The organism is Rhodanobacter thiooxydans, assembly GCF_030291135.1.
GTDB lineage: Bacteria > Pseudomonadota > Gammaproteobacteria > Xanthomonadales > Rhodanobacteraceae > Rhodanobacter > Rhodanobacter thiooxydans_A.
This window is the reverse complement of the sequence record NZ_CP127409.1, coordinates 978163-995595: the sequence shown is the minus strand read 5'-3', so window position 1 is coordinate 995595 and position 17433 is coordinate 978163. Positions and strand designations below refer to the sequence as shown.

Below are 17433 nucleotides of genomic sequence, written 5' to 3'. Positions count from 1 at the left end.
GAAACCCACGCATGCAACTCTTGCCGATGACCACCATCCGCCGCACCGCCCTGGTGCTTGCACTGGCCCTGTTCGCGGGCTGCGGCGGCAACCCGCCACCGGCGAAGCACGCCGTCGACACCCACGCGGACGACGCCTGCGCCGTGTGCGGCATGTACCTGGACGGCTCGCCCGGCCCGCGCGCGGAGGCGTGGACCGCAGGTCGCGCCAAGCCACTGGTGTTCGACTCCACCCGTGACTTCTTCGCCTACGTGCTGCAGCCGGAGAACCAGGCCGCGCTGCAGGAGCTGTTCGTGCAGGACAGTGCCCACATCGACTGGCAGCAGCCCAGCCACGCCGCGGTCAGCTTCATCGACGCGCGCCGCGCCTTCTACGTGGCCTGGCAGCCGCTGCCCGGTTCGATGGGGCCGACCCTGGCGCCGTTCGCCACCCGCACGGCAGCCGAAGCCTTCGTACGCGAACACGGCGGTGCCGTGCTCGGTTTCGACGAGATCACGCCCGCGCTGGTGACCGCACTGGACTACCGCTGCCCTGCCCGGGCAACCGCCGACGCCGGCGGCCCACTGCAATGCCAGGCTGCACCCACGGCATCCACCGGCCTGCTGGCCACGCCACCACCGGCCTCGCCTGCCTCGCAGGAGCAGCCGCTTCATCCACTTCCATAACGGAAATCCACACATGTTCGGACTGGACAGCTTTTCGCACTGGATCGTGTTGCTGGTGCTGGCACTGCTGGTGTTCGGCACCGGCAAGCTGCGCAACGCCGGCCGCGACCTTGGCAGTGCCATCGCCGATTTCCGCAAGGGACTCAAGGACAACCCACCGGACGAGAGCGTGCCGCAGGCGGTGCGACTGGATGCCGATGGCGAGCAACGTCACTGATGCGCTGATTACCTGGTGCGGGCACCGCAACGACGGCCGGCAATCGCCGGCCGAAGCGTCATCGCCCGGTCAGGTAGCGGCCAGCAGTCGCTCGCACACCGCCCGATACACCGCCGGCAGCTTCTCAAGCTCCGCCACATCCACGCACTCGTCGACCTTGTGGATGGTCGCGTTGACCGGCCCGAGCTCGACCACCTCGGCGCCCAGCGGCGCGATGAAGCGGCCGTCGGAGGTGCCGCCGCCGGTGCTTTGTTCGGGGTCGATGCCGCACAGCTCGCGGCAGACGGCCACCACGGTTTCACGCAGGATGCCGCCGGGCGGGGTGAGGAACGGTTCACCGGAGAGGTTCCAGTCCAGCGTGAAGTCCAGGCCATGCCGCTGCAGGATTTCCTCGGTGCGCGCGCGCAGGTCGTCGGCACGGCTGGCGGTGCAGTAGCGGAAGTTGACCAGTGCGGTGAGTTCGCCGGGAATCACGTTGTTCGCGCCGGTGCCGGCGTTGAGGTTGGAGACCTGGAACGAGGTGGGCGGGAAATCGCCGTTGCCTTCGTCCCAGCGCGTGGCGGCGAGTTCGGCCAGCGCGGGAGCGAAGGCGTGGATCGGGTTCAGCGCTTTCTCGGGATACGCCACGTGGCCCTGCACGCCGCGCACGACAAGCGTGCCGGAGAGCGAGCCGCGGCGTCCCACGCGGATCAGGTCGCCCAGTGTCTCCTTCGCCGACGGCTCGCCCACCACGCACCAGTCGATGCGCTCGCCACGCTCGCGAAAATGCTCGACCACCCGGCGCACGCCGTCGAGGTTGGTCGGGCCTTCCTCGTCACTGGTCAGCAGCAGGCCGAGCCGGCCGCGGTGGTCCGGATGCGCCGCCACGAACTGCTCCAGCGCCACCACCATCGCCGCCACCGAGCCTTTCATGTCGGCAGCGCCGCGGCCGTATAGACGGCCATCCTTGAGGGTCGGCTCGAACGGCGGGCTTTGCCACGCGGCTTCCGGGCCACTTGGCACCACGTCGGTGTGGCCGAGAAAGATCAGCGTGGGGCCGGTTGCCCCATGGGTCGCCCACAGATTGTCGACTTCGCCATAGCGCAGGTGTTCGACGCGGAAGCCCGCGCGTTCCAGGCGTTTGCCGATCAAGGGCAGGCAACCGGCGTCTTCCGGCGTCACCGAACGGCGGCGGATGAGGTCACAGGCAAGTTCGAGGACGTCGGACATGGGTCTTTGCGTGCTGCATCAGGGGTGATGACGCAGCATACCAAGCTAGCTCAGCACCACGCCGAGCAGGTGCCCCACGCCGTAGGTGATCGCGGCGGCGGCGGCCGTGATGCCGAACTGGCGGGCGATCGAGAACAGCATGCTGCGCCCGGTGAACAGCGAGGTGCCGATGCCGATCAGGGCCAGCCCGGCGGCAGTGGAACACGCGCTGGCCAACAGGGCGGAATAGCCGCCGAGGAAGAAATACGGCGCCACCGGGAACAGCGCACCGCAGGCGAACAGGCAGAACGAGGAGATCGCCGCACCCCACGCCGACCCGCCCAGTTCGGCCGGATCGACGCCCAGGTCTTCGCGCACCAGCATGTCCAGCGCGGCGCGTGGCGTTTCGGCGATGTGTTCGGCCAGGTGCTCGGCGGCGGCTGGCTCCAGGCCTTTTTCGCGATAGAAACCGGCGATGTGTTCGAGGCCGTCTTCCGGCGCCACGGCCAGGCGTTCGGCGCGTTCGGTGATCTGCGCCTGGTAGAACTCGCGCGAGCTGTTGACCGAAAGCCACTCGCCCAGCGCCATCGAGCACGCGCCCGCGACCAGGCCCGCCAGGCCTGCCAGCAGCACGGCGCGATCGCCGGTGGCGGCGCCAGCCATGCCCATCACCAGGCTGACGTTGGAAACCAGCCCGTCGTTGGCGCCGAGCACGGCGGCACGCAAGGTGTTGCCGCTCTGCGCGCGATGGCGCAGCCCGTGCGGACCGGCCGCCTGCGACAACGGGAAATGATCGCGATGGCCGCTGCGATCGACCGGCGTGACCTGATGGTCGGCATGCGCCAGCCGCACCACGGTCGGCATCACGAATTCGGTGCCGAAACGCTGCGCGAACCAGCTCAGTGCGCGCACGCGCGGGCCGATCCGCGGTGGCGGCACGGCCTGGCCCACTTCGCGCAGGCGCGCTTCCCAGAACTGCGCATTGCTGTGCTCGCCCGCGGCAATGCGCCGGTAGACCTGGCTCAGCCGCGCATCGTCGGCCAGCTCGGCCAACCGGCCGTAAAGCGCGGCGTTGTCGCGCTCGATGCGAAGGTTGTTGCGGAAGTGGCGGGTGCGGTGATCGGCCATCTTCAATCGTCGAGCTCGTCGTCGCGCTGGCCCAGGCAGACCAGCGCCAGCAAAAGCACCACGACGAAACGGAACGCACTGGCCAGCCCGTTCCACTGCGTGGACATCCACATGCCGAACCATTCGCCGCCGATCGCCATGAAGCCGCCCAGCCACAGCAGCAGGCCCAGCGTGAGCCCGGCCACGGCGACACGTGCACTCCGGCGGAACAGCGCAGCCGGCGCGCGGCGCGCACGCCACAGGCGCCACGCACCCAGCCCGCACAGCACGGCGGCCAGCGTTTCGATGGCGATGATCAGCACATAGGCCGCATGCTGCAGCAGCGGCGCATGGATCGCGCGGTAATGGACGCTGGCGTCGGGGAAGATCGAATCCATCGCCAGCACGTGCTGCACGAAGACCAGGTTGCTGCGGTAGTCGGTGAGGTTGCCGAACGCGACCAGCGCCAGCCACAGCGCGATCGTCGCCACCAACACGATCTTCGAGAGGCGCAGCGGCATGTCAGTGCGCGAACAGCTTCTTGAAGCCGTTGTCGGTGAAGCCCACGCTCACCGAACCATCGGGAAGCACCACCACCGGACGGCGGATCAGCGCGGGATATTCCTTCAGCAGCAAGGTCCATTCCGGATCGCTGCCCGGGTTCTTGCGTTGCGGCAGCAGGTTGCGCCAGGTGGTGGAGGACTTGTTGACCAGCTTCTCCCAGCCGCCGAGCTGCGCCGCCCAGGCTTTCAGCGTGGCCGCCGGCACGGGGTTGGCGCGGTAGTCGACGAAGTCGTGCGCCACCTCGAAGCGGGCCAGCCAGTTGCGCGCCCTGCGGCAGGTGTCGCAGGTGGGCAGTCCGTAGAGGACGGGATTCATTCGCCGCTCCTGAGCAGTTCGTTGATGCTGGTCTTGCCCCGCGTCTTCGCGTCCACCTGCTTGACGATGATCGCCGCGTACAGGCTGTGGCTGCCGTCCTTCGCCGGCAGGCTGCCGGCCACAACCACGCTACCGGCCGGCACGCGGCCGTAGCTGACCTCGCCGGTGGCACGGTTGTAGATGCGGGTGGACTGGCCGAGGAACACGCCCATGCCGATCACGCTGCCCTTCTCCACCACCACGCCCTCGACCACTTCCGAGCGCGCGCCGATGAAGCAGCCGTCCTCGATGATGGTGGGGTTGGCCTGCAGCGGCTCCAGCACGCCGCCGATGCCGACGCCGCCGGACAGGTGCACGCCCGCGCCGATCTGCGCGCAGGAGCCGACCGTGGCCCAGGTATCGACCATGCTGCCGGCGCCGACGAAGGCACCGATGTTGACGTAGCTGGGCATCAGCACCGCATCCTTCGCGATGTGCGCGCCGCGGCGCACCAGCGCACCGGGCACCACGCGTGCGCCGAGTTGCTGCAGTTCGGCATCGTTGCCGTGGGCGAAGCGCAGCGGCACCTTGTCGAACGCCTGCGCCGGGCCGCCGTCGACCACGTGGTTGTCGTTGATGCGGAAGTACAGCAGCACCGCCTTCTTGAGCCACTGGTTCACCGTCCAGCCGCCATGGCCGTCCGGCTCGGCGACGCGGCGCTCGCCGGATTCGAGCAGGTCGAGCACCTGGTCGATGGCGGGCCACAGGTGGGTCTCGATCTCGGCCTGGGTGAGTGCGTTGCGGCGCTCGAAGGCGTCGTCGATCAGGGTTTCGATGGCTTGCATGAGGCTCGTTCGCTTGGGGCCGGCGCCGAATGCGGCGGCGACCAGGAGTACGTGCCGCGACGACGACGGCCGCGGCGGGATTCAGCCATCCACGATGGCAGGTTCTCCATTCTTCCACAGCCGGCCGGCCAGCCGCGAGTCGGACCATGGCCAGGCGGGCGCGGGAGATTCCATTTTCACCGCGCCGAGACGAGGGCTGTGCCCATCATGCGCCACGGCCCGCTACCGCCTCGCGGGGCCCTCCGCCAACCCGCCCCGGGGGATCACGACATGCACGATCAGATCAACGAGGGTTCCATGGTTTTCGTCGCCGACGGCAGCGAGGGCATCGGCTCCGTCCGCGAGATCCGGCATGGGCTGCCGGAGCTGCTGGTCTACATCGAGAACGCCGGCGACTTCGTGGTGCCGATGTCGGCCGTCAAGGCCGTGCATTCCGGCAAGGTCGTCCTCGATTTCGACCAGTTGGACCTGCGCCTGCGCAACGCCATCCGCCATGCGCGCGACTCGGAGGACCCGAACTACTTGTCCCCTTCGTCGGAGGACGAATAGAAGCACCCCGCCCGGCGCAGGCAGCAGCGGCCGGTTTGCCGATACGATGGCGCCTTTCCGGTGCAAGGTAGCCTGCGTGGCATGATCGACAAGGACGAGGACAGGCTGAACCGGCAACTCGACCGCTTCGAACGGCAGTTGCCACAAGGCGTCGGCCGCAGCCTGCGCTGGCTGCGCGAACCGTCGGCGCGCTGGCTACGCATTCCGGTGGGGTTGCTGCTCGTCGCCGGGGGCATCTTCAGCATCCTGCCGCTCCTGGGCCTGTGGATGCTGCCGCTCGGCCTGTTGCTGCTGGCGCAGGACCTGCCCTTCCTGCGCCGCCCGACGCGGCGGGCCCTGTTATGGGCGGAACGGCGCTGGGTTCGATGGAAACGATCCCGCCGCCGTACGCGGCAAGGCAAGGGCTGAAATCCGCCCCCGACCGGCACATCGCTGCCCTCTGGCAGGGCCGCGCGGCCGGTTACCACGATACCGCCATCAAAATCTCGCCGCCTCGCGTTGGCCGATGGCACCACGATGACGGCGGCCCCAATCCGACCCGGCCAGCGACCGGTTTGGCATGAACGAAAAAGCCGCCCATGAATGGGCGGCTTTTCCTGGATTGCTGCGTACGACCGCGATGGAAGATGAATGCCAGCGCCACCGTATACAAGGTGGTGGGCGGTACAAGGATCGAACTTGTGACCCCTACCATGTCAAGGTAGTGCTCTACCGCTGAGCTAACCGCCCGCTTCGCGCCGATGTACCGGCTACGCGAGCCGCGCAGTATACGGCAGCCGCCGGCGCTCGACAATATCCCGCAAACCACGCCGCTGACGGCTCAACGCAGGGCCTGCTCGCGCAGCTGGTGGATCTGGTCGCGCAGGCGGGCGGCGTCCTCGAATTCCAGGTTCTGTGCGTGCTTGTACATCTGGGCTTCCAGCTTCTTCAGCATGCCTGCCGCCTGCGGCGCACTGAGCCCGGCGTAGTCGGCGGCCTGCTCGGCCACCGCAGTACGGCCACGCGAGGACGACTTGTTGCCGCGGCGGTTGCCCGCCTCGCTGCGCGCACCTTCCATGATGTCGGCGATGCGCCGCACGATGGTGGTCGGGGTGATGCCCTGCTGCAGATTCCACGCCATCTGCTTCTCGCGGCGGCGTGCGGTCTCGTCCATCGCCGCCCGCATCGAGCGGGTGACGTTGTCGGCATACAGGATCGCCTTGCCGCGCACGTTGCGGGCGGCGCGGCCGATGGTCTGGATCAACGAACCGGTGGAACGCAGGAAGCCCTCCTTGTCGGCGTCGAGTACCGCCACCAGCGACACTTCGGGCATGTCCAGGCCCTCGCGCAGCAGGTTGATGCCGACCAGCACGTCGAACTCGCCCAGGCGCAGGTCGCGGATGATCTCGCTGCGCTCGACCGTCTCGATGTCCGAGTGCAGGTAGCGCACCTTCACGTCGTGCTCGGCCAGGTATTCGGTGAGGTTCTCGGCCATCCGCTTGGTCAGCGTGGTGACCAGCACGCGGTCGCCCATCGCCACGCGCTTGTGCACTTCGCTGAGCAGGTCGTCGACCTGGGTGCGCACCGGGCGCACTTCCACTTCGGGATCGACCAGGCCGGTCGGCCGCACCACCAACTCGGTCACCGCGTCGCCGGATTTGTGCAGCTCATAGTCGCGCGGGGTGGCAGAGACGTAGATCGCCCGCGGCACGCGTTCCTCCCACTCCTCGAAACGCAGCGGGCGGTTGTCCACCGCCGACGGCAGGCGGAAGCCGAACTCGACCAGGGTTTCCTTGCGCGAGCGGTCGCCCTTGTACATCGCGCCGAGCTGCGGCACGGTGACGTGCGATTCGTCCACCACCAGCAGGCCGTCGGCCGGCAGGTAGTCGAACAACGTAGGCGGCGGCTCGCCCGGTGCGCGCCGGGTCAGGTGGCGCGAGTAGTTCTCGATGCCCTGGCAATAGCCGACCTCGGCCATCATCTCCAGGTCGAAGCGGGTGCGCTGCTCCAGTCGCTGCGCCTCGACCAGCTTGTTTTCCTTGTAGAGATATTCCAGCCGTTCCTTCAGCTCGACCTTGATCGTCTCGATCGCGTTGAGCACGCTCTCGCGCGTCGAGGCGTAATGGGTGCGTGGATAGACGGTATAGCGCTGCACCTTGCGGATCGTCTCGCCGGTGAGCGGGTCGAACAACGCCATCTTTTCCACTTCACCGTCGAACAACTCGATGCGCAGCGCCTCGGTCTCCGACTCGGCCGGGAACACGTCGATGATCTCGCCGCGCACGCGATAGGTGCCTCGCCGCAGCTCCATCTCGTTGCGGGTGTACTGCAGCTCGGTCAGCTGATGGATCAGCTTGCGCTGGTCGATCCGCTCGCCGGTGGCCAGGATCAGCCGCAAGGACAAATAGTCCTCGGGGTTGCCCAGGCCGTAGATCGCCGACACCGTGGCGACGATGATCGAATCGCGTCGCGACAACAGCGCCTTGGTCGCTGACAGCCGCATCTGCTCGATATGCTCGTTGATCGACGAATCCTTCTCGATGAAGGTATCCGACGCCACCACATAGGCCTCGGGTTGGTAATAGTCGTAGTAGCTGACGAAGTACTCCACCGCGTTGTGCGGAAAGAATTCCCTGAACTCGCCGTAGAGCTGCGCCGCCAGCGTCTTGTTCGGCGCCATCACGATGGTCGGGCGCTGCACCCGCTCGATCACGTTGGCGATGGTGTAGGTCTTGCCCGAGCCGGTCACGCCGAGCAGGGTCTGCGCGGCCAGGCCGGCTTCGAAACCCTCGGCGAGGCGCGCGATCGCCTGCGGCTGGTCGCCGGCGGGCTGGTAGGGAGCGGCGAGTTGGAAACGGTCAGTCATCGGCTACAGGTGTGGGCGTGGTGGGTCATTTTAAATCGCCCCTGCTGACAGTACGCGTCAGCAGGCACCGACATCCGGAGGGCGGACGGACGGCTGGCCGGGCGACAGCAACGCCCTAGCATGAACCTCCCGGACCACGCAGGAAGCGATGTCGTGTCGGACTCGAGGAACGCCCGGCCACGGTGCCGGCAACGGGGTATGAGCCTGATCGAACAGATCATGGTGCTTGCCATCATCGCCGTACTCCTGGGCATTGCCACGCCGCCCCTGCGGCAACTGTTGAGCCGCAACGCGCTGCGGGTTGCCCAGGCCGATTTCATCACCGCCCTGCGGTATGCGCGCGAGACGGCCATCATCAGCGGCAAGCGCACGCTGTTCTGTCCCACCCGGGACGGCAACAGTTGCAACGGCGCCACCCGCTGGGAGAACGGCTGGCTGCTCGGCCGTGACGGCAACCTCGACGACCAGCCTGACGACGGCCCGCTGCACGTTGGCCACAGCTACGACGGAAAGGTCATCATCCACAGCAGCAATGGCCGGCATGCCGTGCGTTTCCAGCCCGACGGCAGCGCCCGCGGCAGCAACATCACACTGCTGTTCTGCCAACCCTCCAGCGCGAGCCGCACGCTCGCCGTGGTGGTCTCCAATGCCGGCCGCATCCGCGGCGCTCCCGCCAATGCCGACCAGGTCGCCACCTGCGCCCAGCTGAACTGACCCGCCTCGGCACCATCCGCAGGCTGGCATGGCATCCACTTGATCCCGGTCAACACCCGGATATGCCGGCGCGCACATGCTGTGCCACGATCCCCGCAGGAGGCACGGCCATGGGCAGATTGAGCGGCAAGGTAGCGCTGGTGACCGGCGCCGCGGTGGGCATCGGTGCCGCCTGCGCGCGCCGCATGCTGGAAGCCGGCGCGCGGGTGGCCCTGGTCGACCTGCACGACGGGCCGGAACAGCAACTGGCGGCGGAATTCGGCGACAACGCGCGCTACTTCCATGCCGACGTGGCGGTGGAGGCCGAGGTGGCCGCGGCGATCGCCGGCGCGGTGGCGGCGTTTGGACGTCTGGACGTCCTGGTCAACAATGCCGGCATCGCCGGCGCGAACAAGCCGACCCACGAACTCACCGAAGCCGAGTGGGACCGGGTGCAGGCGATCAACGTGAAAGGCGTGTTCTTCTGCACCAAGCACGCGATCGCGCCGCTGCGTGCCGCCGGCGGCGGCAGCATCATCAACCTGTCGTCGATCTACGGCCTGGTCGGCGCGGCGGATTCGCCGCCCTACCACGCGTCCAAGGGCGCAGTGCGATTGATGAGCAAGACCGACGCGATGCTGTATGCCGCCGACCGCATCCGGGTCAACTCGATCCATCCCGGCTTCATCTGGACGCCGATGGTGGAGCAGCACATCGCCTCGATGGGCGGCGACCCCGCCCAGCATCGGCGCGAAACCGGCGCGCTGCATCCGCTGGGCCACATGGGCGAGCCTGACGACATCGCCTGGGGCGTAGTCTACCTGGCATCCGACGAATCGAAATTCGTGACCGGCAGCGAGCTGGTCATCGATGGCGGCTACACCTGCCGCTGATCACCCCGAGCAAGAGGAGCTCACCATGTTCAAGCACATCCTGCTGCCCACCGACGGTTCCGAACTGTCCCTGCGCGCGGTTGACACCGGCATCGAGCTGGCCGCCAGGCTGGGAGCCAGCGTGTACGCGTTCCATGTGATCGCGCCGTTCCCTGCTTCGGTCTACTTTGCCGAGTTCGTCGTGGCCAATGAGCCGAGCTACACCCGCGACGCCATCGCCAATGCCGAACGCTACCTGGCCGACGTGCGCCAGCGTGCGCAGGCCGCCGGCGTTCCCTGCGAAGGCAGCCACGAGATCGACGCGCGGCCCTATTCGGCGATCGTCGGCGCCGCGCGCAAGCAGCAGTGCGACCTGATCGTGATGGCCTCGCATGGCTGGCGCGGCTTCGACCGACTGCTGCTGGGCAGCGAGACGCACAAGGTGATACTCAACGGCGAAGTGCCGGTACTGGTTTGCCGTTGAGCAACACCCTCAGGCCGAACGGCATCCGGACCGATTCATGAGCGAAGCAATGCCGTCGCAACCGGCCAGCCGCCCCGGGCTTGACCCCACCGAGGCCGCGCGCCGATTGGCCGAACACGGCCCGAACCTGCTGCCGGGGAGCACGCCCAAGGGCCTGCTTGCGATCGTCGGCGGCGTGCTGACCGAACCGATGTTCCTGATGCTGCTGGTCGCCGGCGGCCTGTACCTGGCGCTGGGCGACCGCGCCGAGGCGGCGTTCCTGCTGTCGTTCGTGTTCGTCGTCATCGGCATCACGCTGGCGCAGGAGCGCAAGACCCAGCGGGCGCTGGAATCGCTGCGCGAGCTGTCCGCGCCGCGCGCACTGGTGATCCGCGGCGGCGAGGAAATCCGCATACCCGGGCGCGAAGTAGTGGTCGGCGACCTGCTGGTGCTGCATGAAGGCGACCGCATCGCCGCCGATGCCGTGTTGCTGGACGGCCACCTCGACGTCAACGAGTCGCTGCTCACCGGCGAGGCGGTGCCGGTCACCAAACTCCCTGGCGAGGACGCTGGCCAGCTGTTTGCCAGCACCGTGGCGACCAAGGGTGTGGGGGTCGCCGAGGTCCGCGCCATTGCCGGGGCCACCGCGGTCGGCCGCATCGGCCAGGCGCTCAGCGCCACCGTGGAACCGGTATCCGGCCTGCAGCAGGCCTCGCGCCGGCTGATCCGCAACCTCACCGTCGGCGGCCTGCTGCTGGCCACGGCCTACGCGCTGCTCGGCTGGCTGTGGGACGGTCATGGCCTGCTGCAGAGCGTGCTGGCCGGCATCGCGCTGACCATGGCGATCCTGCCGGAGGAGATCCCGGTGATCCTCACCGTGTTCCTGGCGCTGGGTGCATGGCGGATCTCCAAGCACAAGGTGCTGACCCGCCGCGTGCCCGCGGTGGAGGCGCTCGGCGCGATCTCGGTGCTGGCGGTGGACAAGACCGGCACGCTGACGCAGAACCGCATGCAGGTCGCCGAATTGCGCCTGGTCGACGGCAGTTCGCACAACCGGGACGCCGCCGAGCTGCCCGAGCCATTCCACGCCCTGGTCGAGTTTGCCATGCTGGCGACGCCGGCCGATCCGTTCGACCCGATGGAGAAGGCGATCCAGCAGTTCGGGCTGCGCTGGCTCACCGATACCGAGCATGTGCACGCCGAGTGGGCGCCGGAATTCGAGTACGCATTGTCGCCCGAGATCCTGGCGATGACCCATGTGTTCCGCGGCGATGCGCGCGACGCGCACCTGCTGGCCACCAAGGGCGCGCCGGAAGCCGTGATCGACCTGTGCCACCTGGATGCGGACGCGGCGGACGCGATCCTGCGCCAGGTCGAGTCGATGGCCGAGCGCGGCCTGCGCGTGCTCGGCGTGGCGCGCGGCGAGTGGCAGGGCGAAGCGTGGCCGCGCAGCCAGCACGACTTCGATTTCCGCTTCCTCGGCCTGCTCGGCTTCGTCGACCCGCCGCGCCCGGAAGTGCCGGCGGCGATCGCCGAATGCCGCAGCGCCGGCATCCGCATCATCATGATGACCGGCGACCACCCGGCCACCGCACGGGCGATCGCGCGCGAGGTGGGTCTGAGCGAACGCGCCGAGGTAATCACCGGTGCGGAAATGGCTGCACTGGACGACGCCGCGCTGCGCGAACGCCTGCGTCACGTCGACCTGTGCGCGCGGCTCAAGCCCGAGCAGAAGCTGCGCCTGGTGCAACTGCTGCGCGAAGACGGTGAAGTGGTGGCGATGACCGGCGACGGCGTCAACGACGCACCCGCGCTGAAGGCCGCCGACGTCGGCGTCGCGATGGGCGAGCGCGGCACCGACGTGGCGCGCGAGGCCGCGGCCTTGGTTTTGCTGGACGACAGCTTCGCCAGCATCGTCAGCGCGATCCGCCAGGGCCGGCGCATCTACGACAACATCACCAAGGCCACCCGCTTCGTGTTCGCCGTGCACATGCCGATCATCGCGCTGGCGCTGGTGCCGACCCTGCTGCACTGGCCGGTGCTGCTGATGCCGGTGCACATCGTGCTGCTGGAACTGCTGATCGACCCGGCCTGCTCGGTGGTGTTCGAGGCCGAGCCGGCCAGCGATGACATCATGCAACGACCACCGCGCGCGCCGTCGGATTCCCCGTTCGCCGCCGCCAACCTGCGCTACGCGGTGATCCAGGGGCTGGGTTTTGCCGGCATCCTGCTGCTTGGCTACGGCCTGCTGCCCGGCCAGCGCCTCGACGCCGCGCAGAGCCGCAGCGCGGTGTTCATCGCACTCGTGCTCGGCCTGTTCCTGCTGACCCTGGCCAACCGCGACCCGTCCCGTCCGGCGCTGGCTTGCGCAACGAGGGCGAACCCGTGGCTGGGGCGGATGTTCGTCGGCGTGGCACTGATGCTGGCCGCGGTGCTCGGCGTGCCGTTTCTCCGCGAAGTGATGGGGCTGGGCATCCCGCACCTCATCGCGATACCCGGCACCTTGGGCATGCTTGTCGTCACCGTCGCCTGGCTGGAGATCCTGCGCCGGACGCGCCATGCCGGCACACGTCATCCAGCGACACACTGAAAACTGTGCCGCCCGCGGGCACCAGCATCCGTCAGGCGTGGCGCACGACGAAGCTTGCCCGGCAGCGTTGATCGTTCACGCGTAGTCCGGCGCATGCGGCGCGTTGGTCGCGATGCGCGGAAGGCTGACACTGACCCGCGCGCCACCCAGCGCGGAGCGGCCGAACACCAGCTCGCCGTGATGCAGGCCGGCGATCGCCTGCGCGATCGAGAGGCCCAGCCCGCTACCTTCACCCACGCTGCCTTCGGGGCGATGGAAGCGTTCGCCCAGCCGTGCCGTATCGGTCGACGCGAAGCCGGTGCCGTTGTCATCCACCTCGAGCGTCACCCGCTCGGCATGGCCACCGACGCGCACGTCCACCCGGCCGTGATCGGGTACGTGGCGCAGGGCATTGTCGAGCAGGTTCTGCACCAGGATGACGAGCAGGCCGCGGCTACCCAGCACGAAGTCGTTGCCGCCATGGTCCAGCGACAGCTCGATCGAGCGCGCCGCCGCGCGCTCGCTGGCGTCGCACAGGACGGCTTCGGCGACGCCCGACAGGCGTAGCGGACCGGCATCGTCCAGTTCGGTCAGTTTCTCGACCCGCGCCAGCATCAGCAGCTGGGTCACCAGTCGCTGCATGCGGTCCAGCGCCTCCTGCGCACGCTGCAGGTGCGGCGCACGGGCAGGCGCATCGTCGCCTCGCCCGGCCAGGTCCAGTTCCAGCCGCAGCGCCGCCAGCGGGTGGCGCAGTTCGTGCGCGGCATCGGCGGTGAAGCGGCGTTCGTGCTGCAGGCTGAGCTGGAGCCGGGCCACCAGCCGGTCGATCGCCTCGGTGAACGGCGCCAGTTCGACCGGCACTTGCTCATCGGTGAGCGCGGCCGTCACCGGGGCGGTGGCGGAGAGGCCGCGGGTCAGCTCACGCAGCGGTTTCAGTCCGCTGCGCAAGCCAGCGAACACGATCGGCGGCACCAGCCCCAGCAAGGCCAGCAAGGCCAGCAACGCCGGCGCCAGCAGCTTGCGCATCAGCTCGTCGCGCTCATCCAGCGGCGCGCCGACCTGGATCCAGTATTGCCGCTGCGCATCCCAGCGCTGGAACACCCGCCAACGCCGTTGCCCGTAGGTGACCGAATGGAAGTGCGCATCGCCCGGATCGAAACTCAGCGCGGGGAGCTCCGTGCTGCGAATCAGCAGCTGTCCGCTGGCATTACGCACGGTGATGGCCGGGCGCTGCGCGGTGGCATCGGAGTCCAGCGCATGCCGGTCCGGCAGGCGCGCCGTCCCACCCTGCACCGGCGTAGCTGGCATCACCGCGAACACGCTGGCGGCGGTGCGCACCAGCATCTGGTCGAAGATCTCATCGACCTCGTGCAGGCTGCGCCAGGCCAGCCAGCCGGCGGCGGCACACCACACCAGCACGATGCCGGCCAGCAGCCGCAGCACCAGCCGCCGGTTGAGCGAGGGGCGGATCATGCCGCCGGCCCGCCGGGCGGGTTGATCGCGTAGCCGATGCCGCGCAAGGTGCGGATCCAGCCCGGCCCCAGCTTGTGGCGCAGGTAGTGGATGTGCACTTCCACCGCATTGCTGGCTACCTCCCGGTCCCAGCCATACAGCGCTTCCTCCAGTTGCTCGCGCGAATACGCGCGCCCGGGATGGCGCACCAGCATCTCCAGCAGCGCGTATTCGCGCGCGGTCAGCTCCAGTGCCGCGCCGGCCAGCGTGGCGCTGCGCGCGGCCGGGGTGACTTCCAGCGCGCCCAGGCGGATCGCCGGCTCGACCTGGCCATCGGCCCGGCGCAGCAAGGCGCGCAGGCGCGCGGCGAGTTCGTCCAGGTGCACCGGCTTGACCACGTAGTCGTCGGCGCCGGCATCCAGCCCGGCGACCCGGTCGGCCAGCTCGTCGCGGGCGGTCAGCAGCAGCACCGGGGTGGCATCCTGGCGTCGGCGCATGCCGGCAATGATCGCCGGGCCGCTGCTGCGCGGCAGGTTCCAGTCCAGCACGGCGGCGGCATATGTCGTGTCGGCCAGTGCGGCGGCAGCCTGGTTGCCGTCGGTGATCCAGTCCACCGCATAGCCGAGCTGGCGCAGGCCGTCGGCCAGCGCCTGCCCCAGTGCCCGGTCGTCTTCGGCTAGCAGGATGCGCATGGCCTCATTCTTGTCGTGCAGCTGGACGGCTTACTTGACTTGCCGCAAGTCGCGGTGCTTTTTCAGCAGCTGCGGCATCCTGCCCCAGCGCGCGCTTGCGACCGTGGACCATCGCAGCGACCAGGTTCTCGCCGTAATGCACGCTCTCGCCCACCGCGGCCAGGATGTGCAGCACGACGAGTCCCAGCACGCCGTAGGCCAGCGCTTCGTGCAATTCCTCCAGCCACCCCTCCCCGAAGAATCGGTCGGTGGTCTGCAGCCAGCCGGTGACGCCCACCAGCAGCACGCCGACCAGCAGCGCCAGGATCATCACCGCGGCCGCCGGGTTGTGCCCGAGCTGCCGCCGCGAGCGCCCGGCCACGCGCTCGCGCAGGTAGTCACGCACGCGGCGCGGGCCGGGCACCCAGTCGGCGAAGCGCGCGTGCCGCGTGCCGACCCAGCCCCACACGAAGCGCACCGCGAGCAGGGCCAGCACGGCGTAGCCGATCCCGCGGTGGACCAGCTCGCCGTCCTCGGTGAAAAAGTTGGCGAGGAACAAGCCCGCCAGCGACCAGTGAAACAGGCGGACCAGGGGGTCCCAGACCTTGACTGTGGCATGCATGGGCTTGTCCTCGCGTCAGTGGTTGATCAGCCGCCCTTCTGCTTGACGATGCGGCCGTCGGTGGGGTCGAAGTAGATCTCCACGTTCTTGCCGGCCTTGTCCTTGCCGTAAATCTCGTAGCAGTTGCCCGAGACCTGGAACACCTTGATGGTGTAGCCCTGGTCGAGCACCTTCTGCTTCATCGCCGCTTCGGTCAGCCACTGCGCACGCGGTGCGCTGGTGCATTGCGGTGCGGCGAAGGCGGACGCCGACAGGACGGCGGCAGCGAGGAACAACGGTGCGATGACGATGCGTTTCATGGTGCGTCTCCGGTATCGGCAGGATTGCCTTGGACGGCATTGCAACCGGGACGGCTTATGTGGGTCTTAAGGACCCGTGATGGCGTGCGGAAAGGTTTCCGCCCGGACCGCCTGCGGCAGCGCGATCGCCGCCACCGCCTGGTCCCGCCCCGCATGCTTGGCGTCGTACAGCGCGGTGTCGGCGCGCCGGATCAGGTCCTCGGTGGTCTCGCCAGCGGCGGCCTGTGCCACGCCGATGCTGACCGTGACCGTACGCTGTGGCCAGGCGAAGCCGCGGAACGCATCGAGCAGGCGCGCTGCCACCTCGCTGGCGCCGTGCAGGTCGGTATCCGGCAACAGCAGCACGAACTCTTCGCCGCCGTAGCGTGCGGCCATGTCCGATGGACGCAGCGCCGCGCGCAGCAGCTGGCCGGTGATGCGCAGCACCTGGTCGCCGACCAGGTGGCCGAAATCGTCATTGAAGGATTTGAACCGGTCCAGGTCGAGCATCAGCAGCGAGAACATCGCGTCGTGCTCGCGCTGGCCGCGCAGCAGGCTGGCCAGCGCCTCGTCGAGCGCGCGCCGATTGGCCAGCCCGGTCAGGATGTCGGTGTCGGCATCGTTGCGCAGCAGGATGCTCTTGCGGTGCTGGCGCTCCAGCTCGTCGAACAGGTTGGCCACCCACCACACCAGCCCGGCCACCGCGCCGCCGCTGAACAGGGCCAGCAACACGAACGCCAGCGTTTCGGACAGGCCCAGCCAGGACTGCAGCAGCTCGAACACGAACGCAAAGACCGCTGGCAGCAGCAAGGCCGGCAGCAGCAGGCGGCGTGCCAGCGCACCACCCAGCGTATCTGCCGTGGCCACCCGGGTCAGCCCGAGGGTGGGCGTGGCGCACAGCCAGCCAAGGGTTGCCAGCAGCATCAGCAACGAGGTGTGGATCGGCATGCGTCCGAATGGCATGCCGCTTTTGCCGACCAGCGCGATGCCATAGGAGGCCAGGCCGCTCATCGAGATCACCAGCAGGCCGATGGCCAGTCCCTCGCGCAGGTACAACCAGCGCCGCACGAGCGGCAGCGCGCCCAGGCCACCGAGCAACACGAACCCCACCGCCACCGGTTCGGTCATGCGTCCGGGCCAGCGGCCGGACCACCATGCGGGCGGACCGGCAAACAGGTGGTCGATGCCGGGATCCATCATCCAGAGGTATTCCAGGAGCGTGACCGCGCCAATCGCCAGCGCGGCCAGCGACAGCCAGCGACCGAAGCCCGACCACCATGGCGCGGGGTTCTGACTGAGCAGCAGCGAACTGCCGGACAGTACGAAGCCGATCGCCGCATTCGCCGTCATCGCGGCCTGCCCCGGCCATATCGTGACCAGCAGCGGCCGGTCCCACCACCAGCCGGCCAGCACGACCAGCGCCACCGCGCAGACCAGCAGGGCGACGGCGCGCGAGAAGCGCAGGAAGACCTGCACGACGTCCAGATCGTGGTGGAAAGGCACTGTGATCATGGCGACCCCCATCCATGCCGGGAAGCC

The 17433-nt window shown here is 68.6% G+C and carries 19 protein-coding genes and 1 tRNA gene; 8 read left to right on the top strand and 12 right to left on the bottom strand.

Annotated features, from left to right (window positions below):
• The first annotated feature begins 11 nt into the window (after positions 1–11).
• Both QQA13_RS04355 and tatA read left to right on the top strand, forming a co-directional pair.
• Complete coding sequence (locus QQA13_RS04355; protein WP_108471072.1) at positions 12–665, top strand: nitrous oxide reductase accessory protein NosL; 654 nt, start codon at positions 12–14, stop codon at positions 663–665.
• A 13-nt stretch (positions 666–678) separates the two neighbouring features.
• Positions 679–882: a twin-arginine translocase TatA/TatE family subunit gene (gene tatA, locus QQA13_RS04350; RefSeq protein WP_108471071.1), complete on the top strand. Its 204-nt coding sequence runs from the start codon at positions 679–681 to the stop codon at positions 880–882.
• A gap of 69 nt (positions 883–951) precedes the next feature.
• Here the strand turns inward: tatA and dapE are convergent, their stop codons facing one another.
• From dapE to dapD, 5 genes are read right to left on the bottom strand one after another with little or no spacing between them, the layout of a single operon-like run.
• Complete coding sequence (gene dapE / locus QQA13_RS04345; RefSeq protein ID WP_108471070.1) at positions 952–2091, bottom strand: succinyl-diaminopimelate desuccinylase; 1140 nt, start codon at positions 2089–2091, stop codon at positions 952–954.
• A gap of 45 nt (positions 2092–2136) precedes the next feature.
• Positions 2137–3198 (bottom strand): VIT1/CCC1 transporter family protein, encoded by a 1062-nt coding sequence (locus QQA13_RS04340; RefSeq protein ID WP_108471069.1) that lies wholly within the window; start codon positions 3196–3198, stop codon positions 2137–2139.
• Positions 3199–3200: 2 nt separating this feature from the next.
• Complete coding sequence (locus QQA13_RS04335) at positions 3201–3698, bottom strand: DUF2165 family protein (RefSeq protein WP_108471068.1); 498 nt, start codon at positions 3696–3698, stop codon at positions 3201–3203.
• A 1-nt stretch (position 3699) separates the two neighbouring features.
• Positions 3700–4056, bottom strand: a complete 357-nt coding sequence (locus QQA13_RS04330) for a Spx/MgsR family RNA polymerase-binding regulatory protein (protein ID WP_108471067.1) — start codon at positions 4054–4056, stop codon at positions 3700–3702.
• Positions 4053–4880 (bottom strand): 2,3,4,5-tetrahydropyridine-2,6-dicarboxylate N-succinyltransferase, encoded by an 828-nt coding sequence (dapD, locus tag QQA13_RS04325; protein ID WP_108471066.1) that lies wholly within the window; start codon positions 4878–4880, stop codon positions 4053–4055. The genes QQA13_RS04330 and dapD overlap by 4 nt, the downstream gene beginning before the upstream one ends.
• A 270-nt stretch (positions 4881–5150) precedes the next feature.
• On the opposite strand from dapD, the gene QQA13_RS04320 reads away from it, so the two are divergent.
• Entirely contained in the window at positions 5151–5429 is a 279-nt protein-coding gene (locus tag QQA13_RS04320) for a hypothetical protein (RefSeq protein WP_108471065.1), read from the top strand.
• An 81-nt stretch (positions 5430–5510) separates the two neighbouring features.
• On the top strand, positions 5511–5837 hold the full coding sequence (locus QQA13_RS04315; RefSeq protein WP_108471064.1) for a hypothetical protein: 327 nt from the start codon (positions 5511–5513) through the stop codon (positions 5835–5837).
• Between the two features lie 246 nt (positions 5838–6083).
• Here the strand turns inward: QQA13_RS04315 and QQA13_RS04310 are convergent.
• Both QQA13_RS04310 and uvrB read right to left on the bottom strand, forming a co-directional pair.
• Positions 6084–6158 (bottom strand) — tRNA-Val (locus tag QQA13_RS04310).
• 91 nt (positions 6159–6249) lie between these two features.
• The gene (gene uvrB / locus QQA13_RS04305; protein WP_108471063.1) at positions 6250–8274 is read right to left on the bottom strand and encodes an excinuclease ABC subunit UvrB; all 2025 of its coding nucleotides are present in this window, start codon (positions 8272–8274) and stop codon (positions 6250–6252) included.
• A 198-nt stretch (positions 8275–8472) separates the two neighbouring features.
• On the opposite strand from uvrB, the gene QQA13_RS04300 reads away from it, so the two are divergent.
• From QQA13_RS04300 to QQA13_RS04285, 4 genes are all read left to right on the top strand, one after another.
• Positions 8473–8988 (top strand): GspH/FimT family pseudopilin, encoded by a 516-nt coding sequence (locus QQA13_RS04300; protein WP_108471062.1) that lies wholly within the window; start codon positions 8473–8475, stop codon positions 8986–8988.
• 110 nt (positions 8989–9098) lie between these two features.
• Positions 9099–9860 carry a glucose 1-dehydrogenase gene (locus tag QQA13_RS04295; RefSeq protein ID WP_108471061.1) on the top strand — a complete coding sequence of 254 codons (762 nt, stop codon included), beginning with the start codon at positions 9099–9101 and terminating at the stop codon, positions 9858–9860.
• 25 nt (positions 9861–9885) lie between these two features.
• A complete protein-coding gene (locus QQA13_RS04290; RefSeq protein WP_108471060.1) occupies positions 9886–10323 on the top strand; it encodes a universal stress protein in 438 nt (145 codons plus the stop codon).
• A 37-nt stretch (positions 10324–10360) separates the two neighbouring features.
• Positions 10361–12892 carry a cation-translocating P-type ATPase gene (locus tag QQA13_RS04285; RefSeq protein ID WP_199909811.1) on the top strand — a complete coding sequence of 844 codons (2532 nt, stop codon included), beginning with the start codon at positions 10361–10363 and terminating at the stop codon, positions 12890–12892.
• Positions 12893–12967: 75 nt separating this feature from the next.
• Here the strand turns inward: QQA13_RS04285 and QQA13_RS04280 are convergent, their stop codons facing one another.
• The 5 genes from QQA13_RS04280 to QQA13_RS04260 form a co-directional block, all read right to left on the bottom strand.
• Positions 12968–14344: an ATP-binding protein gene (locus QQA13_RS04280; protein WP_108471058.1), complete on the bottom strand. Its 1377-nt coding sequence runs from the start codon at positions 14342–14344 to the stop codon at positions 12968–12970.
• A complete protein-coding gene (locus tag QQA13_RS04275; RefSeq protein WP_108471057.1) occupies positions 14341–15015 on the bottom strand; it encodes a response regulator transcription factor in 675 nt (224 codons plus the stop codon). Before QQA13_RS04275 ends, QQA13_RS04280 begins: the two co-directional genes overlap by 4 nt.
• A gap of 4 nt (positions 15016–15019) precedes the next feature.
• On the bottom strand, positions 15020–15616 hold the full coding sequence (locus QQA13_RS04270; protein ID WP_108471056.1) for a cytochrome b/b6 domain-containing protein: 597 nt from the start codon (positions 15614–15616) through the stop codon (positions 15020–15022).
• Between the two features lie 26 nt (positions 15617–15642).
• Positions 15643–15915: a PepSY domain-containing protein gene (locus QQA13_RS04265; protein WP_108471055.1), complete on the bottom strand. Its 273-nt coding sequence runs from the start codon at positions 15913–15915 to the stop codon at positions 15643–15645.
• Positions 15916–15981: 66 nt separating this feature from the next.
• On the bottom strand, positions 15982–17406 hold the full coding sequence (locus QQA13_RS04260; RefSeq protein ID WP_108471054.1) for a GGDEF domain-containing protein: 1425 nt from the start codon (positions 17404–17406) through the stop codon (positions 15982–15984).
• Between the last annotated feature and the right edge of the window lie 27 nt (positions 17407–17433).

What these genes read in the sequence shown, in the direction of transcription:
- QQA13_RS04355 (WP_108471072.1), top strand. Translation starts at nt 12, where the DNA reads ATGCAACTCTTGCCGATGACCACCATCCGCCGCACCGCCCTGGTGCTT.
- tatA (WP_108471071.1), top strand. Translation starts at nt 679, where the DNA reads ATGTTCGGACTGGACAGCTTTTCGCACTGGATCGTGTTGCTGGTGCTG.
- dapE (WP_108471070.1), bottom strand. Translation starts at nt 2,091, where the DNA reads ATGTCCGACGTCCTCGAACTTGCCTGTGACCTCATCCGCCGCCGTTCG.
- QQA13_RS04340 (WP_108471069.1), bottom strand. Translation starts at nt 3,198, where the DNA reads ATGGCCGATCACCGCACCCGCCACTTCCGCAACAACCTTCGCATCGAG.
- QQA13_RS04335 (WP_108471068.1), bottom strand. Translation starts at nt 3,698, where the DNA reads ATGCCGCTGCGCCTCTCGAAGATCGTGTTGGTGGCGACGATCGCGCTG.
- QQA13_RS04330 (WP_108471067.1), bottom strand. Translation starts at nt 4,056, where the DNA reads ATGAATCCCGTCCTCTACGGACTGCCCACCTGCGACACCTGCCGCAGG.
- dapD (WP_108471066.1), bottom strand. Translation starts at nt 4,880, where the DNA reads ATGCAAGCCATCGAAACCCTGATCGACGACGCCTTCGAGCGCCGCAAC.
- QQA13_RS04320 (WP_108471065.1), top strand. Translation starts at nt 5,151, where the DNA reads ATGCACGATCAGATCAACGAGGGTTCCATGGTTTTCGTCGCCGACGGC.
- QQA13_RS04315 (WP_108471064.1), top strand. Translation starts at nt 5,511, where the DNA reads ATGATCGACAAGGACGAGGACAGGCTGAACCGGCAACTCGACCGCTTC.
- uvrB (WP_108471063.1), bottom strand. Translation starts at nt 8,274, where the DNA reads ATGACTGACCGTTTCCAACTCGCCGCTCCCTACCAGCCCGCCGGCGAC.
- QQA13_RS04300 (WP_108471062.1), top strand. Translation starts at nt 8,473, where the DNA reads ATGAGCCTGATCGAACAGATCATGGTGCTTGCCATCATCGCCGTACTC.
- QQA13_RS04295 (WP_108471061.1), top strand. Translation starts at nt 9,099, where the DNA reads ATGGGCAGATTGAGCGGCAAGGTAGCGCTGGTGACCGGCGCCGCGGTG.
- QQA13_RS04290 (WP_108471060.1), top strand. Translation starts at nt 9,886, where the DNA reads ATGTTCAAGCACATCCTGCTGCCCACCGACGGTTCCGAACTGTCCCTG.
- QQA13_RS04285 (WP_199909811.1), top strand. Translation starts at nt 10,361, where the DNA reads ATGAGCGAAGCAATGCCGTCGCAACCGGCCAGCCGCCCCGGGCTTGAC.
- QQA13_RS04280 (WP_108471058.1), bottom strand. Translation starts at nt 14,344, where the DNA reads ATGATCCGCCCCTCGCTCAACCGGCGGCTGGTGCTGCGGCTGCTGGCC.
- QQA13_RS04275 (WP_108471057.1), bottom strand. Translation starts at nt 15,015, where the DNA reads ATGCGCATCCTGCTAGCCGAAGACGACCGGGCACTGGGGCAGGCGCTG.
- QQA13_RS04270 (WP_108471056.1), bottom strand. Translation starts at nt 15,616, where the DNA reads ATGCATGCCACAGTCAAGGTCTGGGACCCCCTGGTCCGCCTGTTTCAC.
- QQA13_RS04265 (WP_108471055.1), bottom strand. Translation starts at nt 15,915, where the DNA reads ATGAAACGCATCGTCATCGCACCGTTGTTCCTCGCTGCCGCCGTCCTG.
- QQA13_RS04260 (WP_108471054.1), bottom strand. Translation starts at nt 17,406, where the DNA reads ATGATCACAGTGCCTTTCCACCACGATCTGGACGTCGTGCAGGTCTTC.